Genomic DNA, 18,848 nt, shown 5'->3' with positions numbered 1-18,848 from the left:
TTTCTAAATGCTTTGTAATAAGTGTTCAACGGATTTTACTGCACCGTCTTCTAATAATATTCTTTTCTCTATACATTCCGGAAGTTGCGATTCAAAGTGGCCAACGTAAATTAACGTGGTGCCATCCTTACACAATTCATCTACCAGTCTGTTGAAATGTTGTGTTTGTTGCTGATCTAAACCCTGACAAGGTTCATCCAGGATCAGTATCGCTGGTTTTTTAACAATCGTTCTGGCCAGTAAGGTTAAGCGTTGCTTACCTAAAGGTAGTTCGTTCATCAGGGTGTTTTTGTAGGCAGTTAATCCGAAATACTGGACCAACTCATCTACCTGGGCGTGTTTTGTAGAACCCGGACTGCAATACAATCCTGAGCTGTCATAAAAGCCAGAGGCGATGCTTTGCCAAACGGTGGCAGAGGCGTCAAAATACCAGTGTAATTCCGGTGAGATTAAACCAATGCGTTCTTTGATCTCCCAGATACTTTCGCCAGTCCCTCTTTTATTCCCGAAAAGGTAAAAGTTGTTGGCATAGGCCTGAGGATGATCTCCACTGATTAAGCTCAATAAAGTAGATTTTCCAGAACCATTATGACCTTGTAAAAGCCATTTTTCACCTGATTTTACTTCCCAGTTGATGTTCTTCAAAACCTGCTTATCTCCATATCTGATGTTCACATCTATCATTTTGATGATATGATCTGCTGAACTGGAAACTTCTTTTGAAACAGAAGATGAAACCTTATCTGATGTAGAAACCCAGTCTTTTTGAAGAAAAGAAGGTAAGGGCTTAATATTTTCTTCCAATTCCCTGATATTTAATTCAGGGGAAGAAAGTACTTGTAATTTGCCTTCTTTTAAAACTGCAAAGCGATTGATAGTAGCTGGCAATTCTGTTTCATTACCAATAATGATCAATTGAGTTCCATTTTCCGATACTTCGGTTAATAAATCGTTCAGATTTGCACGGGAAAGTTTATCTAAACCATTGTAAGGTTGATCTAAGATCAATAATTGAGGTTTAGACCATAAAGCCTTAACCAATTGCAATTTCTTATGCTCTCCGCTAGACAATTGCAAAAGCGCAGCGTTTTTTAAAGCAGCAAAACCTAAGGCGGTTAAAAGCTGCTCTAAAGTATCAAATGATAGTTGCTGATCATTGCCAAAGCGCGTTAACTCTGCGATAACCGTAGCGGTAATTGCAGTAGCTAAACTCTGGTAACGCTGTTGATAATAGAAATTGGAAGCCCCTTCAAGATCTTTAAACTGGTACCAGTTGGCCACATAATAGGCCTTTGCCGGTAATGCAGAAGAAAGATCAAAATTGACTTGAATATCGCCCTCCAGGCTAGGGATTAAACCTGCTATTGCTTTCGCTAAAGTAGTTTTACCGCTGCCACTTTCACCTCCTAACCACCAATTTTCATTGGAATTTATCGTCCAGCACAAGTTCTGTAACACAGGCTGTTGCTGATACTTTAAATTAAGGTTGGAGATATGGACGACGGGATTTGACATTATCTTGTTTGTTCGAATTCTTCAATTAATTGCTTTTGGTTTAAGATGAAATCGATGTCATCATAACCGTTTATTAAGCAAGATTTTTTATAGGCATTAATCTCAAAACCTTCTTTAGCACCAGTAGCAACGATAGTTACCGTTTGATTTTCTAAATCTACTTCCAGTGTTGCATTATGATCTTTTTCAACCGTGTTAAAGATTTCTGCTAAGAACGCATCAGTTACCTGAATAGGCAATAAACCATTGTTCAAGGCATTGCCTTTAAAAATGTCGGCAAAAAAACTGCTGATCACCACATCGAAACCTGCATCCTGAATTGCCCAGGCCGCATGCTCGCGACTACTGCCACAACCGAAGTTCTTTCCTGCAACCAGGATTCTTCCATTGTACAAAGGGTTATTCATTACGAAATCAGCTTTCTGCGTATGGTCACCATTGTAACGCCAATCGCGGAATAAGTTCTCACCAAAACCTTCGCGGGTAGTTGCTTTTAGAAATCTTGCCGGAATGATCTGATCCGTATCGATATTCTCTATGTTTAAAGGCACAACTGCCGAGGTTAACTTTTCAAATTTTCTCATGATTTCTTCGGATTAAGCGTGTGTAGGTTCGTTCAATAAAGTTCTTACATCGGTTACCTTACCCGTAATTGCAGCTGCTGCTGCGGTTAGCGGACTGGCTAAAAAGGTGCGGGAATCCGGACCTTGTCTGCCTTCAAAGTTTCTGTTAGAAGTAGACACGCAGTATTTTCCTGCCGGAATCTTATCCTCATTCATCCCTAAACAAGCACTACATCCTGGTTCACGCAATTGAAAACCTGCAGATTCAAAGATCTTATCCAGACCTTCAGCAATCGCCTGTTGTTCCACTTGTTTAGAACCCGGTACGATCCAGGCAATCACATTTTCTGCTTTCTGGCGACCTTTTACAAACTCAGCCACTTCACGTAAATCCTCGATTCTTGAATTGGTACAGCTGCCGATAAATACATAATCAATAGCTTTTCCTACCAATTCAGTATCTCCTTCAATGCCCATATAATCCAAAGCTTTCTGGAAAGAAGCTTGTTCCGAAGCTGCCTGATCAGCCGTAGCTGGGATATGTGCATCAATACCCATACCCATACCCGGATTAGTTCCATAAGTAATCATTGGGCTGATGTCTGCTGCGTCAAACGTTAAAACGCTATCAAATTTCGCATCAGCATCACTATATAATGTTTTCCAATAAGCAAGAGCTTTATCCCACTCTTCACCTGCCGGAGCAAATTCTCTTCCTTTGATATAATCGTAAGTGATCTGGTCAGGGGCAATTAAACCTCCTCTGGCACCCATCTCAATACTCATGTTACAGATCGTCATTCTCGCTTCCATACTTAAAGCTTCAATGGCCGAACCTGCATATTCGATAAAATAACCTGTACCACCGGCAGCAGATATCTTAGCGATAATGTATAGAATAATGTCTTTAGCAGAAACACCAGTACCTAATTCACCATTCACCTCGATCTTCATCGTTTTAGGTCGCTGTTGCAATAAACACTGTGTCGCAAAAACCTGCTCCACCTGTGAAGTACCGATACCAAAAGCAATCGCACCAAAAGCGCCATGTGTAGAAGTATGACTATCGCCACAAACCATCGTTTTTCCTGGAAGGGTGATCCCTAATTCCGGACCTATTACATGGACAATTCCTTGAAAAGGATGACCTAAACCATACAGCTCAATACCGAATTCAGCACAGTTTTTAGTCAGCATATCTACCTGAAAACGGGAAAGTTCCTCTTTAATCGGTTGTAACTGATTTAAAGTTGGAACGTTATGATCAGCGGTAGCAACAGTTTGCTGCGGACGGAAAACAGGTAAACCTCTTTTGCGTAAACCATCAAATGCCTGAGGCGAAGTCACCTCATGAATCAAATGGGTATCGATATATAAAATATCAGGGAATCCAGCTTCGCTTTTTACAACATGCGCATCCCAAATCTTTTCTACTAATGTTTTTGACATCTTTTATTCTTTTTAAATGGCTGAGGTTAATAAAACCTCAGCCGCTTTATAATTAGGCAGTTTTAATTGATTTCATTGCAGTCATCGCTTTTCTCAGCTCAGCACCAACAAGTTCCACCTGATGTGAACGAATCACCTCATTTACTGCGATTAATGCTCTGTTATCCACAGCACCATCTTTACCTGTATTAAAGTTTTTACCTACCAATTCAGTATCTACTGTTTTCATGAAATCAGCAAGTAATGGTTTACAAGCGTAATCAAATAAGTAGCAACCATATTCAGCAGTATCAGAAATTACGCGGTTCATTTCGAACAATTTCTTACGTGCAATCGTGTTTGCGATTAGTGGAGTTTCGTGTAATGACTCGTAGTATGCCGACTCAGGTTTGATACCTGCTTCAACCATTGTTTCAAAAGCCAATTCAACACCAGCTCTAACGAAAGCAACCATTAAAGTATAGTTGTCGAAATATTCCTGCTCACCAATTTTAACATCACCTGCTGGTGTTTTCTCAAAAGCAGTTTCGCCGGTTGCAGCACGCCAAGCCAATAGGTTTTTATCACCATTCGCCCAGTCTTCCATCATGATGCGGCTAAATTCACCACTCATGATATCATCCTGATGCTTTTGGAACAATGGACGCATGATCGTTTTCAATTCTTCAGAAATTTCAAAAGCTTTGATTTTAGCGATATTGCTCAATCTGTCCATCATAGCAGTGATACCACCTTGTTTCAAGGCTTCCGTGATCACTTCTACACCATATTGAACCAATTTAGAAGCGTAAGCTGGATCGATTCCTTTTTCTACCATTTTATCAAATGATAAGATAGATCCTGTTTGTAATAAACCACATAGAATGGTTTGCTCCCCCATTAAATCAGATTTCACTTCCGCAACGAAAGATGATTTTAATACACCTGCTTTATGACCACCAGTACCAACGCAATAAGCTTTTGCCTGTAATAATCCTTTTCCTTCCGGATCATTCTCAGGGTGTACTGCGATTAGTGTAGGAACACCAAAACCACGTACATATTCAGCTCTTACTTCAGAACCTGGACATTTTGGAGCCACCATAATTACCGTAAGGTCTTTACGGATTTGCATGCCTTCTTCTACAATGTTGAAACCATGTGAGTACAATAAAGTAGCACCTGATTTCATCAATGGCATTACAGCAGTAACTACTGCAGTATGTTGTTTATCTGGAGTAAGGTTGATCACTACATCTGCTGTAGGAATTAATTCTTCGTAAGTACCAACTGTAAAATTGTTTTCCGTAGCATTTTTCCAGGAATCTCTTTTACCTTCGATAGCTTCTTTACGTAAAGTATAAGAAACATCTAAACCGCTATCTCTTAAATTTAAACCTTGGTTTAACCCTTGCGCACCGCAACCGATCACTACCAGTTTCTTTCCTTTAAGCGCATTTACGCCATCCAGAAACTCTGAACTGTCCATGAAATCGCATACACCCAGTTGGTTTAATTTTTCTCTAAGAGGTAACGTGTTGAAATAATTTGACATCTTTTTATAGTTATTTTGTTGTAAAGGTTCTTTTTAAATTATGTTTATTTTAATGAAGATGCCTAAGCATCATTCTGGTCATTACATGCTAAATACATTTTTCTCTGCATCCAGGAATTCATTTTCAATCACATCCTGACCTGGTTCTCTGCGTTCAAACTCTCTAAGTTTGCGGTTAAAACCATCACTGTTCTTGATGATCGCTACTCTAGCGCTTCTCACAAACTCGATCAAGCCAAAAGGTTGTAAAACCTCGATCAGCTTATCTGTTTCTTCGCGGTGACCGGTAGTTTCAAAAACCGTATAATCTTTACGGATCACTACCGCTCTAGCACCGTTTTCACGAAGTAAACGCTCTACAGAAACCAATTCTGCGATCGTATCTGTAGGCACTTTATAAAGCGCCATTTCCTGCCAGATGATATCCTCATTCGTATTGAAATACACTTTCAATACTTCAACTTGCTTCTCTATCTGACGAGCCAGCTTACGTACCACCTCTTCTGTTTCAGTAATCAAGATATTGAAACGGTGAATATGCTCAATCTCCGAAGGAGAAGTATTTAAGCTTTCAATATTGATCTTTCTTCTTGAAAATATAATTGCAATACGATTCAATAAGCCGATTTGATTCTCGGTATATACAGTAATCGTAAATTCCTGTTTTTCATTTATTTCTATATCCTGGGAATTGCTCATGATCTTTAATTATTTAAGTCTGATTTCACTTACACTGCTACCTTGAGGAACCATAGGGAACACATTGTGCTCCTGGGCTACCATTACTTCTAAAAGGAAAGAACCTTTGTGGTTTAACATTTCCTCTAATGAACTCACTAAATCTTCACGTTCTGAAACTTTTTTACCAGCGATATAATAAGAATCCGCAAGTTTCACGAAATCAGGACTCGTAATGTCCACGAAAGAATAGCGTTTCTCATGGAATAATTGTTGCCATTGGCGAACCATGCCCAGGAATCTGTTATTTAAGATCATGATCTTCACATCAATGCCACTTTGCATGATGGTACCCAACTCCTGACAAGTCATTTGAAAACCTCCATCACCAATTACTGCAACCACAGTACGGTCTGGCGCGCCAAATTTAGCACCGATAGCAGCAGGTAAGCCGAAGCCCATAGTACCTAATCCACCACTCGTTACATTACTTCTGGTATGGTTGAATTTTGCATAACGACAAGCCACCATTTGATGCTGACCAACGTCAGTTACCACAACAGCTTCTCCTTTAGTTAAGATGTTCAATTGATTGATCACCTCACCCATAGTCAATTCTCCTGTACCAGGATTCAATTCCGGCTGAATGACTACTTCTTGCTCCGTTTTATCGAAAGCTCTGAACTCTGCCAGCCATTCTGTATGTTTTTTCTCTTCAACTAAGGCAGTTAAAAGCGGTAAAGTTTCTTTACAGTCTCCCCAAACCGGAACATCTGCTTTCACGTTTTTATCAATCTCAGCAGGATCAATGTCTAAATGAATTACTTTCGCTTGTTTCGCATATTTGTCTAAACGGCCAGTTACACGGTCATCAAAACGCATCCCGATTGCGATCAATACATCACAAGAATTGGTCTGTACATTCGGACCGTAGTTACCATGCATGCCCAACATTCCAACGTTTAAAGGGTGGTCAGTAGGAATCGCGCCAGCACCTAAAATCGTCCATGCTGCAGGGATACCACTTTTCTCTACAAAAGCTTTAAATTCCTGCTCTGCATATCCTAAGGAAACACCTTGACCGAACAATATAAATGGCTTTTTAGCAGAATTGATCAAGGTTGCTGCTTGCTCAATATATTCTTTACGAACATTTGGTTTCGGACGGTAGCTACGTACGTGATCACAAGGAACATATCCTGCATAATCAAACATCTGTAACTGCGCGTTTTTGGTGATATCAATCAATACCGGACCTGGTCTGCCACTACGAGCAATGTAAAAAGCTTTCGCTAATACAGCTGGAATCTCAGTTGCATCTGTAATCTGGTAGTTCCATTTTGTAACCGGAGTAGTAATATTAATCACATCCGTTTCCTGGAAAGCATCAGTACCTAATAAGTGTGCATACACCTGACCGGTGATACAAACCATCGGCGTACTGTCGATTTGTGCATCTGCCAAACCTGTTACCAGGTTGGTAGCACCCGGGCCACTGGTGGCAAATACAACACCCACTTTTCCGGAAGTACGTGCATAACCCTGACCAGCATGTGTGCCGCCTTGCTCATGACGTACTAAAATATGTTTTAATTTTTCTTTGTAATCGTATAATGCATCATAAATAGGCATGATGGCACCACCTGGATAACCAAAAATGGTATCGGTACCTTCCGCTATTAATCCTTCCAATAAAGCCACAGAACCAGAAACATTTACTGTTTTCTTCGGTTCCGTTAAGGTGGTTGCTTCCTCTTGTGCTGTGTCCATTGTTTTAATTTAAGTATGGGGTTTCTTAAGTTGATTAGTGAGTGTAGGCATCAGTTACACAGCCTTCGCTGGCATCGCTTACTTGTTTCAGGTATTTGTAAAGCACACCTCCTTTGACGGGTGGTGGTAATTGTTTCCAAACCGCTTTACGGTTTTCCATTTCTTCTTCAGTAATCTGAAGGTTTAAAGTGTTGTTTACCGCGTCAATAACGATGATGTCATTGTCATGTACAAAAGCGATATTTCCACCGTCCCAGGCTTCAGGAGTGATGTGACCTACTACAAAACCATGTGTACCACCAGAGAAACGACCATCGGTAATCAAGGCAACTGATTTTCCTAATCCTGCACCAATAATGGCAGAGGTTGGTTTCAACATTTCTGGCATACCAGGAGCGCCCTTTGGACCTACTTGTCTGATCACCACTACATCACCTTTTTTTACTTTACCACTTTGAATTCCAGCGATCAATGATTTTTCACCATCAAATACACGCGCCGGGCCTTCAAATCTTTCTCCTTCTTTACCAGAGATCTTTGCTACTGAACCTTTTTCTGCGATGTTACCATACAGCATTTGAAGGTGACCAGTTGCTTTGATCGGGTTAGTTACCGGAAGGATTACTTTTTGAGTATCAAAATCTAAGTCTAAAGCTTGTTCAACGTTTTCAGCAAGCGTTTTTCCGGTTACTGTGATACAGTCGCCATGAATCAATCCTACTTTCAAAAGATATTTTAAGATCGCAGGAACACCACCAATCTCATGAACATCTTCCATTAAGTAATTACCACTAGGTTTCAAATCAGCCAATACAGGAGTGGAATCACTTACCGCTTGGAAATCTGCTAAATTTAAAGTCAATCCTACTGATTTCGCCATTGCGATTAAATGCAATACAGCATTTGTAGAACCACCCAATACCATTACGGTAACAATCGCATTGTGAAATGCTTTCTCCGTCATGATGTCTGATGGAAGGATGTTTTTCTCTAATAAAACACGGATGGCTTTACCAGCATGTAAACATTCTTCTTTCTTCTCTGCACTTAATGCAGGGTAAGAAGAACTATAAGGTAAGCTCATTCCCAAAGCTTCGATTGCCGAAGCCATCGTGTTTGCCGTGTACATACCGCCACAAGCACCAGCGCCCGGACAAGTATTACGAATGATACCCTGGAAATCTTCTTCATCTAAATTTCCTGCTAATTTCTCACCAAGGGCTTCAAAAGCAGAAACGATGTTTAAAGTTTTTCCTTTATATTTTCCAGAGTGGATACTACCACCATATACCATAATCGCAGGGCGATTTAATCTGCCCATAGCCATGATAGAACCTGGCATATTTTTATCACAACCTGGCAATGCAATCACACCGTCGTAATATTGTCCACCACAAATGGTTTCAATTGAATCTGCAATCACATCTCTGGAAACCAAAGAATAGCGCATTCCATCTGTACCGTTAGACATACCATCGCTTACACCGATAGTGCTGAAGGTTAAACCGACCATTCCATTATCCCAGACCCCTTCTTTAACGATTTTTGCTAAATCATTTAGGTGCATGTTGCAGGTGTTCCCATCGTATCCCATACTTGCAATGCCGACCTGGGCTTTGTCCATATCTTCTTTGGTCAAGCCAATTCCATATAACATGGCTTGTGCAGCAGGCTGGGTTGGGTCCTGCGTGAATACTTTACTGTAGCGGTTTAATTCTGGTGATTGTGACATATTATATGATTACTTCGTAATTTTGTTTTTCTAACACTAAACATTTGTAAGTGCGTTGTATAGTAGCGCCAACACTATCGTTCCATTTGATTGGGAACTGATATTCGTCTACTGATTTGATGCCTGCGATTTCTGCAGCAGTACCACAGAAGAAAGCGCTGTCTGCATGTTTCAAGTCGGCTACCGTCAGGTTCTTTTCGATAACTTCAATCTCCAAAATATGACACAGCTCAATAACCGTAGCACGGGTGATTCCTGCGAAAATATTACCCAATGATGGGGTATATAATTTTCCGTTTTTCTCGATAAAGATGTTCGAACCTGGGCCTTCAGCAAGATTGCCATCCACATCTAACAATAACGCCTCGTCAAATCCATTGCGTTTTGCTTCAATAGTAGCTAAGGTGGTATTTCCATCTGTGCCGGTTACTTTAGCGGCTATTGGGTAAGCGTTTGAATTCGGGCGTTCATAGCTGGATACGCCAACTTTCAATTGCTCGTCGCCAGGATAGGCGTCCCATTCCCAGGCACAGATCATGATAGATACTTCTGTAGCGGAAACCATCGACATATTAGGCGCACAGTATACTAAGGGACGGATGTATGCATCTTTTAAATTATTCAATTGAAGTAATTTATAGGTTTGCTTGATTAAATCGCTTACCTCCCATGGGAAAGGTAAGTTTACCAATTCGGCAGATCTTTTTAACCTTTCGAAATGTTCTCTAGCCTTAAATACACGAGTTCCATTATGTGTTTGATATGCCCTGATTCCTTCAAATACAGCATAGCCATAGTGGAGCGATTGCTCATATATTTCGGCGGTTGCGCTGGCGGCTTTCTGAAACTTGCCGTCTAAGTATAACACTGTATTTGAATTGAAGTATTTCATTGGTTTAGGCTCTAGGTGTTGTGTTGGTACTGGTATTGGTTCATTAAAAAAGCGCCACTTGTGGGGGGCGCTTGAGTTTATTTTTGTATTTAAAATATTCTATTGCAGCGCCTTATCCTTCTGAATTACCAGCAGAAGAATCACATTAATAATGACAATAATTAAGGCGGTGATGTTAAGGTTCATTTTAGGTCTTTATTAGCAGGTTGTATTTGTTGTTGCTTTATAAATCCAATTTAGGTCTTGTGATCTATACTATCAATAGCTAGTTAAAAATAAATGAAAAAAAATATAATTCTTGTTTTTAGTTAAAAAAGCAAATAAAGTATCTTAAAATAGGGGTTTTTAACTTCTTTACGTGGATGGTACTATACCAAATATGAAATCGGTATTCGGTATGTGTATTATGCTTGCATTGTATTTTTTCTCATTTTCTGCCTAAAACAAGGGAATGCCCAAAAAAGTTGAAGAAAATACGACTAAAATATAGGGAGGTCACCAAATAAAATGTGGTCTATTTTTTAGACAAAATTTGAGTAGAAAGACCATGTTTTTTTTATATAGTAGGCTTAGGCTGAAATAATGAAGATTATAGGAGAAAAAAAAGGGAAATTTTAAATATATAAAACACCTGACTACATTGTGCAAAAATCACGTTCGCTATTTTGGCTAAATTCCGGAAATGGATCAGTAAATATGACCAATATTTGGCTCTTTGTCGGAATAAAATATGGTAACGGTTTTATCGGGATCGTTCTCAACAAATTAATGAGCTTAGGGAAATGTAGGTCAATAGGGGCTTAGATCATACGAATACTTATATCGGGTGATAAGAATGAAAGAGAGTTGGAGAGGGACAGGAAGATCATCAAAGAAACTGAAGCAGGCAATCGGGAGGGAGCTGTGAGAACTCTGTACAGCATTTAGTTGGATTCGCCTGGATGAGCGCACAGCTTTTAGGATCAATGTTGGAAAGTAAGGTGCAAAAAAAAGGATGCTCTTTCGAACATCCTTTTTTTATTATGCTTTAAATATTAAGCAACCCCTTCGGCTAGAACAATAATCTTGTTTTTCAAAACTTCTACTACGCCACCTTTAATTGTAAAGGTTTGAGTACCTGTATTCGTTTTAACAATTACTGGTCCGTCTTCTAAGGTTGAGATAATAGGAGCATGGTCATGCAAAATTTGAAATGAACCCATGGTACCTGGTACAGTAACAGCTGTTACTTCGCCTTCAAAGACTTTTTTATCTGGTGTTAATATTTCTAGTGTCATATTCAAAGTGTATGCGCTTTAATTAAGCGTTTGCTTCAGCTAATAGTTTTTTACCTTTTTCGATTGCATCTTCGATACCACCTACTAAGTTAAATGCAGCCTCTGGATATTCATCAACTTCACCATCCATAATCATGTTAAATGCTTTGATGGTATCTTTAATGTCAACTAGCACACCTTTTAAGCCTGTAAACTGCTCAGCTACGTGGAATGGTTGAGATAAGAAACGTTGAACACGACGCGCACGGTGAACGATTAATTTATCCTCTTCAGATAACTCGTCCATACCTAAGATCGCGATAATATCCTGTAACTCTTTGTAACGTTGTAAGATTTCTTTCACACGTTGTGCAGTGTTATAGTGCTCGTCACCTAATACAGCTGGAGATAAGATTCTTGAAGTTGAATCCAATGGATCCACCGCAGGATAAATACCTAGCTCAGAGATTTTACGAGACAATACTGTAGTTGCATCTAAGTGGGCAAACGTTGTAGCCGGAGCTGGATCCGTTAAATCATCCGCAGGTACATAAACCGCCTGTACAGATGTAATTGATCCACGTTTAGTTGAAGTAATACGTTCCTGCATTAATCCCATCTCTGTTGCCAAAGTTGGTTGGTAACCTACCGCAGAAGGCATACGACCTAAAAGTGCCGATACTTCAGAACCTGCCTGAGTGAAACGGAAAATGTTGTCAACGAAGAAAAGGATGTCTTTTCCAGCGCCTTCGCCATCACCATCACGGAAGTATTCTGCAACTGTTAATCCTGATAATGCTACACGAGCACGAGCTCCAGGAGGTTCGTTCATCTGACCGAATACCAAGGTTGCTTTAGAATCTTTTAGTTTTTCTGTGTCAACTTTGCTTAAGTCCCATCCGCCTTTTTCCATCGAATGTAAGAACTCTTCACCATAGTTGATTACACCAGATTCGATAAACTCACGTAAAAGGTCATTACCTTCACGTGTACGCTCACCTACACCAGCAAATACTGATAAACCAGCATACGCTTTCGCGATGTTGTTTACCAACTCCATGATCAATACAGTTTTACCAACACCAGCACCACCGAATAAACCGATTTTACCACCTTTAGCGTAAGGCTCTAATAAATCGATTACTTTGATACCAGTAAATAGTACTTCTGATTCAGTTGATAGCTCGTCAAATTTTGGCGGAGCATTGTGGATTGGTCTACCGTTAGTTTTATCAATCGTGTTGATACCATCGATAGCATCACCAACAACATTGAATAGACGACCTTTAATCTGATCACCAACAGGCATTTTGATAGGCGCGCCAGTATCTACTGCTTTCATGCCACGAACTAAACCGTCGGTCGAGTCCATTGCGATTGCACGTACGCGGTCTTCACCAAGATGTTGTTGAACTTCTAAAACGACCTTTTGACCGTTTTCTTTTTCAATCTCTAATGCAGAGAAAATTTGAGGTAAATGAGCATCGTCAGCAAAACTCACGTCAACTACCGGTCCTATAATCTGCGCTATTTTTCCAATGTTAGGCATATATTGTTTTGGGTAAAATTATAAATATCAAAATGTTAAAGGCCGTTTTTAGAGCCCACAATTCGGTTTGCAAAGTTAAGATTTTTCAACATAAATTGCATATATAAATAAAAAGTTTTTCCACAGTTTTTAAATCAATATTTTAGCCGGTATAAAACAAGGTACGAACAAGCCCTTTTTGACGTTAAAAAGAGAGTTTTTGACTCGGTACATTCATCTTAAGGAAACAGAAGAAATTCATGAAAACAATACTAGTAACGGGTAGCAACGGCCTTCTGGGGCAGAAAATCACAGAAAGAGTACTCGCAACAAAACAGTTTAATCTGATTGCGACCTCAAAAGGAGCGAACCGTTATCCAATTAAAGAAGGATACGTTTACGCGGAAATGGATATTCTCAATGCCTCAAATGTGGAAGAAATTGTAGGGAAATATAAACCCGATGCCATCATTCATACGGCAGCAATGACAAATGTGGACACTTGCGAAGCGCAAAAAGAGCTGGCTTATGAGCTAAATGTGAAAGCTGTCGAGACCCTGATTAAAGAATCTGAAAAGCTCGATGTTCAGTTGATTCATTTGTCCACAGACTTTGTTTTTGATGGTGAAAATGGCCCATACGATGAAGAAGCACCAACTTGCCCTGTAAGTTACTACGGAGAAACCAAAGTAGCCGCCGAAGAAGCACTGAAAAAATCAAACTGCAAATGGGCCGTGTTAAGAACCATTATAGTATATGGTATTGTGAGCGACATGAGTCGTAGTAATATCATATTATGGGCAAAAGCTGCTTTAGAAAAAGGAGAGTCTATCAATGTAGTGAACGACCAGTGGCGCATGCCAACACTCGCAGAAGATCTGGCAGATTGTTGTCTGCTTGCCGTAGCTAAAAATGCACAAGGCATATACAATGCATCAGGAAAAGATATGATGAGTATCTCTGAACTGGTGTATAAAGTCGCAGATTTCTGGAACCTTGATAAAGGACTGATTAAAGAGGTCTCTGCCGCAACTTTAAACCAAACAGCTAAACGTCCGGCAAGAACGGGCTTCATCCTGGATAAAACCATCCACGATCTGGGTTATAACCCCCACAGCTTTGAACAAGGCCTGGAATTATTGAATCAACAATTACTATCACTAGAAACCGTTTAAATTCTAAAACATATATATTATGGCATTACAAGTTGGCGATCAAGCCCCGGATTTTAAATTATTCAGCTCAGACCTGAAAGAAGTATCCCTATCTGATTATAAAGGAAGAAAATTGGTGATCCATTTCTTCCCATTGGCTTTCACAGGCGTATGTACTGCCCAGTTGTGTACCATGAGAGATAGCTTTGGTTATTATGAAGGAATGAACGCAGATGTAGTAGGTATTTCTGTAGATTCTCCTTTTACGCTGGCTAAATTTAAAGAAGATCAAAGCTACCAGTTCCCTTTACTTTCTGATTTTAATAAAGAAGTATCGCAAGCTTACGGTGCTTTTTATGAAGATTTCGTATTTAATATGAAAGGAATTTCAAAAAGAGCAGCTTTTGTAGTTAATGAAGAAGGAAAAATTATCCATGCAGAAGTATTAGAAGATGCAGGGAATATGCCTGATTTTGACGCAATTAAACGCTCAATTGAAGCCTAATCGCAGTTTTTAAGCAGTAGTGTTTGAAATTTTTTTTAAATAAAGTTTGTATTTTCAATTTCAAACACTACTTTTGCAGTCCAATAACGAAACAACGTTAAAAGGAAATGCATTTGTAGCTCAATTGGATAGAGCATCTCACTACGGATGAGAAGGTTTGGGGTTCGAATCCCTACAAGTGCACGAAAACCTTAGAGAAATCTAAGGTTTTTTTGTTAAAATGTCGAACATCGATTGCAAAACCGATCAAGATACCACACAAATGAAACACGCATTTGTAGCTCAATTGGATAGAGCATCTCACTACGGATGAGAAGGTTTGGGGTTCGAATCCCTACAAGTGCACTCTGGAAAGAGGGAATTTCAGTAATGAGATTCCCTCTTTTTTTATTTACATGCCTGATATTCACATTCTTAAAATTTCTTGGAATTGACTGATTTTTAAAGTCTAAATGGCCCCATTGGCTCGTTTTAAAGTTGTCAAGTAAAAGGATATATTGATTAAGCCACGAAGCGTGTACATTAATAATACTGATTGATTTGATGATTGAATAGGTTAAGGCTCAGAATGCGATGTACAACTATCTGCCAAAGGGGTGCAGAAAAATATTCTTCAATTAGTATCTGTTGCATGCCATAAAAATAGGATTTTCTGAAACGGACTCCATTTCTTTTATTTTCTGAATGTCCAATAGTAGCGAATTAACGATTCAGTTTGGGTGGAGCAATCATCCGTTTAATTTTCATGGTTTTGGGAACTCTGAAAAAATTGACTGGGACGTTGACCTGTTTGATTTCCTTTGCTTCTATGCCTTCAAGTAAGGTGTTTGCCTCATTTTTTTTGTATAAACCCAAAAATCCAGTAGGCACCTGGTCCATGAATGTATAAGGGCGCCAGGGAATTTTGGGTATATTATCCGATAGATAGACCTCATATATGGCATCTACAAGTTTTTTTTGAGGATGAAAAACAACTTTACTACATGCCATTCCCATGAGCTCAAAATTTCCTTCAGCTTTCAGCATCTTGTAATCATTAGCCCATAAGATGATTGGAAATTCATCATTTGAAAGTTCATAAATTTCTGGCATTTGCTGTACGGCTGAAAGTCCTTCTCTGGCCAGATTGTTATGAATACTATAGCGATGAGGGGCGCTAAAGTCTCCAATTTCCCAGTGATCTGCTGCGTATTGGAGCCGATAGGCTGAATCTGTGTAATATAGTATTGCCCTTCCATAGGTTGCTATACCAGCAAATTTTGCATCTGGCTTAATAAGTGTATCAGATGAATTGTACAGGTATTGGTACTCGATTTTCCACACTGATAGGGAATCCTGAGCGTTTAAGGCTGTACTTCCTGATATGAGACACAGGAAAAGAATAATCAGTCGCTTTCTATTCATGGTTTGATATTATAATATTTGTCTGCCTCCGACACCTAGATTAATTTAAACAGTTACAACCTCAGTGCAAATCTGATTTTTGAACCATATTTCGACCAGAAAGTTACTTATTTTCCACTTGCCAGCCTCAACCCCATAATCAAAACTGCCAAAGCTTTTTGGCAAGCCGATCATCTGTTCAATTTCTGATATAGAAAGACCTTTAAAAAGTCTATTGTTCTTTTGCTTATAATCATAAAAATGATGATGGTAAAAAGGGGAATCATTGCTGAAACTGTATGCCTATTTAGATGGATGTTTTTCAGTAATATGGCTCAGTGCTTACCAGCCACCGCCGCCACCACCACCACCGCCTCCACCAGAAGAACCACCACCACTACTTCCTGAACTCCAGCTTGAACTTCCTGATGATCCAGACGAAGAGCCTGTATCTGGTTTACTATCACTGACTGCAGTACTAAATGGTACAATAAAGCTTTTTGCAATATGAGGATAATAAAACCTGTCGCCTTCATACCAATCAGGACTGTAATCTGCCTCATTGAGTAGCGCTTCAAATTTGGCTCCCCAGGCATTCTCTACATCAAGCGCAAGCGCATAAGGCAAGAATTTCTCAAACAATTCTGGCGTATGTTCTGGTGGATTGAGCATGTTCAACCGATGTTCTTCTGCTGTTTCCAAATACATTTTAAAACCTTTAATCTTACTGATCACATCAGACCCTGCTGCTGTAGGTGCCCTGATCAGGAAAACATACCATCCATACATGAGGATACTGGCAACAATAAATACAAGCGAAACTATGGGTAGTTTGCTCAAATTAGAAAGGAGCATAAACAGTGGAACTCCACCGAAACCAGCTCCCCAGATGATCAGGAAAACCCCTACAGGAATAGATTCTCGTATCATTTTGAATCCTCCAAAGAAGCAAAATCCCCCAATCACAATAAATGGACAGAGAAACAGCACTAGCAAAGGAGTACCGGTTTCTACAAAAAACATGAACACCCCAAATGCTGCGAGCGTAACTAGCGTTGATGTGATTAAATGTTTTTTATGGCTAATGAAGAAACTTTTTAAGTCAAGCTGCGGTTTCAATCGATCACTATGTGCATTCTTTGCTGCATTAATCGTTGAACCATTTGATTTATTGATGTATATTCTATTTCTTTTATTGAAAAAGCGGACATAAATCGCATCCTCTTCTTTTGACAATACACTTGTTGAACCAGTTGATTTTTCAACAGCATAATCTTCTTCCTTGAGACCTGCTCCTTTACTGATTTTTATGACTTTTTTAACGGCCATATTGATGATCGAAATGGCAAAAGACTTATCATCTATTTTCTTGATGTAAAAATAGCGGAGTAGGGCCGGGGACCAGTCATTTGGAACATTAAAGCTGGGAATGATCACTGGTTCCTCTGGGTCACGTCCATAACGAGACCAGCTGATGTAATAGTAAATTCCAAGCCCAATTAGCAACAGCGCTGTCAAGGTTATTTTCAGGTAGTCCTGGTAAAAAAGATCGAAATTTGATGGCCTCTTTATTATCCCCTTGGTAAAAGCGGAGGCTACAGTCAATCCACTTCCTGATGGCAGAACTTGCGTAGTTTGAAAACTTATAGATTGGTCTGGATTTATGCTGATGTTACAGTCTTTACTGGTTGAACCAGAAGGACCGGTATAACAAGCTGTGTTTCCAGGTAAGGCTCCATTAGGAAGTACAATGGTGGCAGAGGCTTTCTCTATTTCGAAATCCCAGTCACTACCAGTAACATTCCAGTAAATTTCATCATAGGTTTTATAGAAACCGACTTGTCCTTTAGTCTGGTATTTGATTTCATAGGTGTAGACACCTGGATTAAGAATTATATCTTCATCACCTATATATATACTGCGGACGCTACCATCGTTTTTTGTCTTATAGTTTTCCTTCTTCCCATCCTTTAAAATGCTCGTTATTTCAAAATCTGCGGACTTTTTGTCGCCAAATATATCTTTCCGATAAATTGGGATATTCCTAACAATCCCGCGTTTAATCTGATCGCCAGATGCATAAACCTTAATTTTTTCAGATAAGTACATCATCCCCGAGGTATCAATCCTGATGTCGGTGTGAAAAGAAATGATTCTTTCAGATCGGTTATCCTGCTCAGTTTGTGCTGTAAGTGGTTCCTGTGCTATAGTTCTTATGAACAAAGCAGGAATGAGCACTAATATAAGCAACAGCCCAAGAGAGGCAAATAGCTGTTTTAATTTCATATTGCTGATTTAAAAAGAAACCTTTACAGGCTCTCGTTCTGTAGAATTATTGATTTCGAAGAAAATGCCGTTTTGGAATCCAAATAAAGAAGCGACAAGATTGGAAGGAAAGGATTGAACCTGAATGTTATTCTCCCTCACTGTACCATTGTAATATCTTCTGGATTGTTCAATTTCAGTTTCTATGGTTTCCAATTGAGTTTGGAGCTGTTGAAAATTGGTATTTGCCTTCAAATCGGGATAACCTTCTGCAATGAACATCAGCTTGCCGATGTTTTCTGAAAGACGGTTTTCAGCGTTAATTTTATCTTGGTTTGCTTGGGACTGGATGGCTTCATTACGTAACCGAACCAGGTCCTGCATCAGTTTTTGTTCATGACTGGCATAACCTTTAACCGTTTCAATGAGGTTGGGGATCAATTCATAACGTTTTTTTAAATAAACATCAATCCCACTCCAGGCTTCTTTCATCCTGTTTTTCTTGATCACAAGAGAGTTGTAATAAAATATGCTGCCAACTATTAGCAGGCAGATTAGCGCGATTAAGAGGTATAACATAGGTAGGAGAAAGATAGCAAAAAATCCAACAAAAGAACGCTATGT

15 protein-coding genes and 2 tRNA genes are annotated in these 18,848 nt (G+C 39.5%); 4 read left to right on the top strand and 13 right to left on the bottom strand.

The window, feature by feature from the left end:
- Positions 1-3: 3 nt before the first annotated feature.
- The 10 genes from R2S10_RS10735 to atpD form a co-directional block, all read right to left on the bottom strand.
- A complete protein-coding gene (locus tag R2S10_RS10735; RefSeq protein ID WP_316840446.1) occupies positions 4-1,515 on the bottom strand; it encodes an ATP-binding cassette domain-containing protein in 1,512 nt (503 codons plus the stop codon).
- Entirely contained in the window at positions 1,515-2,099 is a 585-nt protein-coding gene (gene leuD, locus R2S10_RS10730; protein WP_316840445.1) for a 3-isopropylmalate dehydratase small subunit, read from the bottom strand. Before leuD ends, R2S10_RS10735 begins: the two co-directional genes overlap by 1 nt.
- Before the next feature lie 12 nt (positions 2,100-2,111).
- Entirely contained in the window at positions 2,112-3,527 is a 1,416-nt protein-coding gene (leuC, locus tag R2S10_RS10725) for a 3-isopropylmalate dehydratase large subunit (RefSeq protein WP_316840444.1), read from the bottom strand.
- Between the two features lie 52 nt (positions 3,528-3,579).
- The gene (gene ilvC, locus R2S10_RS10720; protein ID WP_316840443.1) at positions 3,580-5,061 is read right to left on the bottom strand and encodes a ketol-acid reductoisomerase; all 1,482 of its coding nucleotides are present in this window, start codon (positions 5,059-5,061) and stop codon (positions 3,580-3,582) included.
- Positions 5,062-5,142: 81 nt separating this feature from the next.
- Positions 5,143-5,760 carry an acetolactate synthase small subunit gene (gene ilvN, locus R2S10_RS10715; RefSeq protein ID WP_316840442.1) on the bottom strand — a complete coding sequence of 206 codons (618 nt, stop codon included), beginning with the start codon at positions 5,758-5,760 and terminating at the stop codon, positions 5,143-5,145.
- 9 nt (positions 5,761-5,769) lie between these two features.
- On the bottom strand, positions 5,770-7,509 hold the full coding sequence (gene ilvB / locus R2S10_RS10710) for a biosynthetic-type acetolactate synthase large subunit (RefSeq protein WP_316840441.1): 1,740 nt from the start codon (positions 7,507-7,509) through the stop codon (positions 5,770-5,772).
- A gap of 34 nt (positions 7,510-7,543) precedes the next feature.
- On the bottom strand, positions 7,544-9,241 hold the full coding sequence (gene ilvD, locus R2S10_RS10705) for a dihydroxy-acid dehydratase (RefSeq protein ID WP_316840440.1): 1,698 nt from the start codon (positions 9,239-9,241) through the stop codon (positions 7,544-7,546).
- Between the two features lies 1 nt (position 9,242).
- On the bottom strand, positions 9,243-10,133 hold the full coding sequence (locus R2S10_RS10700; protein WP_316840439.1) for a branched-chain amino acid transaminase: 891 nt from the start codon (positions 10,131-10,133) through the stop codon (positions 9,243-9,245).
- A 1,034-nt stretch (positions 10,134-11,167) separates the two neighbouring features.
- Positions 11,168-11,410 carry an ATP synthase F1 subunit epsilon gene (gene atpC / locus R2S10_RS10695; RefSeq protein ID WP_316840438.1) on the bottom strand — a complete coding sequence of 81 codons (243 nt, stop codon included), beginning with the start codon at positions 11,408-11,410 and terminating at the stop codon, positions 11,168-11,170.
- Between the two features lie 22 nt (positions 11,411-11,432).
- Positions 11,433-12,938: a F0F1 ATP synthase subunit beta gene (gene atpD, locus R2S10_RS10690; RefSeq protein ID WP_062547054.1), complete on the bottom strand. Its 1,506-nt coding sequence runs from the start codon at positions 12,936-12,938 to the stop codon at positions 11,433-11,435.
- Positions 12,939-13,177: 239 nt separating this feature from the next.
- On the opposite strand from atpD, the gene R2S10_RS10685 reads away from it, so the two are divergent.
- The 4 genes from R2S10_RS10685 to R2S10_RS10670 all read left to right on the top strand — a co-directional run bounded on the left by R2S10_RS10685 (position 13,178) and on the right by R2S10_RS10670 (position 14,921).
- Positions 13,178-14,092, top strand: coding sequence for an SDR family oxidoreductase (locus R2S10_RS10685; RefSeq protein WP_316840437.1), 915 nt, complete (start codon positions 13,178-13,180; stop codon positions 14,090-14,092).
- Between the two features lie 19 nt (positions 14,093-14,111).
- Positions 14,112-14,576, top strand: a complete 465-nt coding sequence (locus tag R2S10_RS10680) for a redoxin domain-containing protein (RefSeq protein ID WP_316840436.1) — start codon at positions 14,112-14,114, stop codon at positions 14,574-14,576.
- 109 nt (positions 14,577-14,685) lie between these two features.
- Positions 14,686-14,759: transfer RNA gene (locus R2S10_RS10675), tRNA-Arg, on the top strand.
- A gap of 88 nt (positions 14,760-14,847) precedes the next feature.
- Positions 14,848-14,921 (top strand) — tRNA-Arg (locus R2S10_RS10670).
- A 357-nt stretch (positions 14,922-15,278) separates the two neighbouring features.
- Here R2S10_RS10670 and R2S10_RS10665 read toward each other — a convergent pair.
- From R2S10_RS10665 to R2S10_RS10655, 3 genes are all read right to left on the bottom strand, one after another.
- On the bottom strand, positions 15,279-15,899 hold the full coding sequence (locus R2S10_RS10665) for a hypothetical protein (RefSeq protein ID WP_316840435.1): 621 nt from the start codon (positions 15,897-15,899) through the stop codon (positions 15,279-15,281).
- 402 nt (positions 15,900-16,301) lie between these two features.
- Positions 16,302-18,245 carry a DUF2207 domain-containing protein gene (locus tag R2S10_RS10660; protein WP_316840434.1) on the bottom strand — a complete coding sequence of 648 codons (1,944 nt, stop codon included), beginning with the start codon at positions 18,243-18,245 and terminating at the stop codon, positions 16,302-16,304.
- 9 nt (positions 18,246-18,254) lie between these two features.
- Entirely contained in the window at positions 18,255-18,803 is a 549-nt protein-coding gene (locus R2S10_RS10655) for a LemA family protein (RefSeq protein ID WP_316840433.1), read from the bottom strand.
- Between the last annotated feature and the right edge of the window lie 45 nt (positions 18,804-18,848).

Origin of the sequence: Pedobacter gandavensis, assembly GCF_032678745.1 — a bacterium.
Classification (GTDB): domain Bacteria; phylum Bacteroidota; class Bacteroidia; order Sphingobacteriales; family Sphingobacteriaceae; genus Pedobacter; species Pedobacter gandavensis_C.
Note: the sequence above shows the minus strand (reverse complement) of the source record. Positions and strands in the feature narration are given on the sequence as shown.

Bases quoted from the DNA above. Each gene is read 5' to 3' on its own strand.
- R2S10_RS10735 (WP_316840446.1), bottom strand. From the start codon at position 1,515: ATGTCAAATCCCGTCGTCCATATCTCCAACCTTAATTTAAAGTATCAG.
- leuD (WP_316840445.1), bottom strand. From the start codon at position 2,099: ATGAGAAAATTTGAAAAGTTAACCTCGGCAGTTGTGCCTTTAAACATA.
- leuC (WP_316840444.1), bottom strand. From the start codon at position 3,527: ATGTCAAAAACATTAGTAGAAAAGATTTGGGATGCGCATGTTGTAAAA.
- ilvC (WP_316840443.1), bottom strand. From the start codon at position 5,061: ATGTCAAATTATTTCAACACGTTACCTCTTAGAGAAAAATTAAACCAA.
- ilvN (WP_316840442.1), bottom strand. From the start codon at position 5,760: ATGAGCAATTCCCAGGATATAGAAATAAATGAAAAACAGGAATTTACG.
- ilvB (WP_316840441.1), bottom strand. From the start codon at position 7,509: ATGGACACAGCACAAGAGGAAGCAACCACCTTAACGGAACCGAAGAAA.
- ilvD (WP_316840440.1), bottom strand. From the start codon at position 9,241: ATGTCACAATCACCAGAATTAAACCGCTACAGTAAAGTATTCACGCAG.
- R2S10_RS10700 (WP_316840439.1), bottom strand. From the start codon at position 10,133: ATGAAATACTTCAATTCAAATACAGTGTTATACTTAGACGGCAAGTTT.
- atpC (WP_316840438.1), bottom strand. From the start codon at position 11,410: ATGACACTAGAAATATTAACACCAGATAAAAAAGTCTTTGAAGGCGAA.
- atpD (WP_062547054.1), bottom strand. From the start codon at position 12,938: ATGCCTAACATTGGAAAAATAGCGCAGATTATAGGACCGGTAGTTGAC.
- R2S10_RS10685 (WP_316840437.1), top strand. From the start codon at position 13,178: ATGAAAACAATACTAGTAACGGGTAGCAACGGCCTTCTGGGGCAGAAA.
- R2S10_RS10680 (WP_316840436.1), top strand. From the start codon at position 14,112: ATGGCATTACAAGTTGGCGATCAAGCCCCGGATTTTAAATTATTCAGC.
- R2S10_RS10660 (WP_316840434.1), bottom strand. From the start codon at position 18,245: ATGAAATTAAAACAGCTATTTGCCTCTCTTGGGCTGTTGCTTATATTA.
- R2S10_RS10655 (WP_316840433.1), bottom strand. From the start codon at position 18,803: ATGTTATACCTCTTAATCGCGCTAATCTGCCTGCTAATAGTTGGCAGC.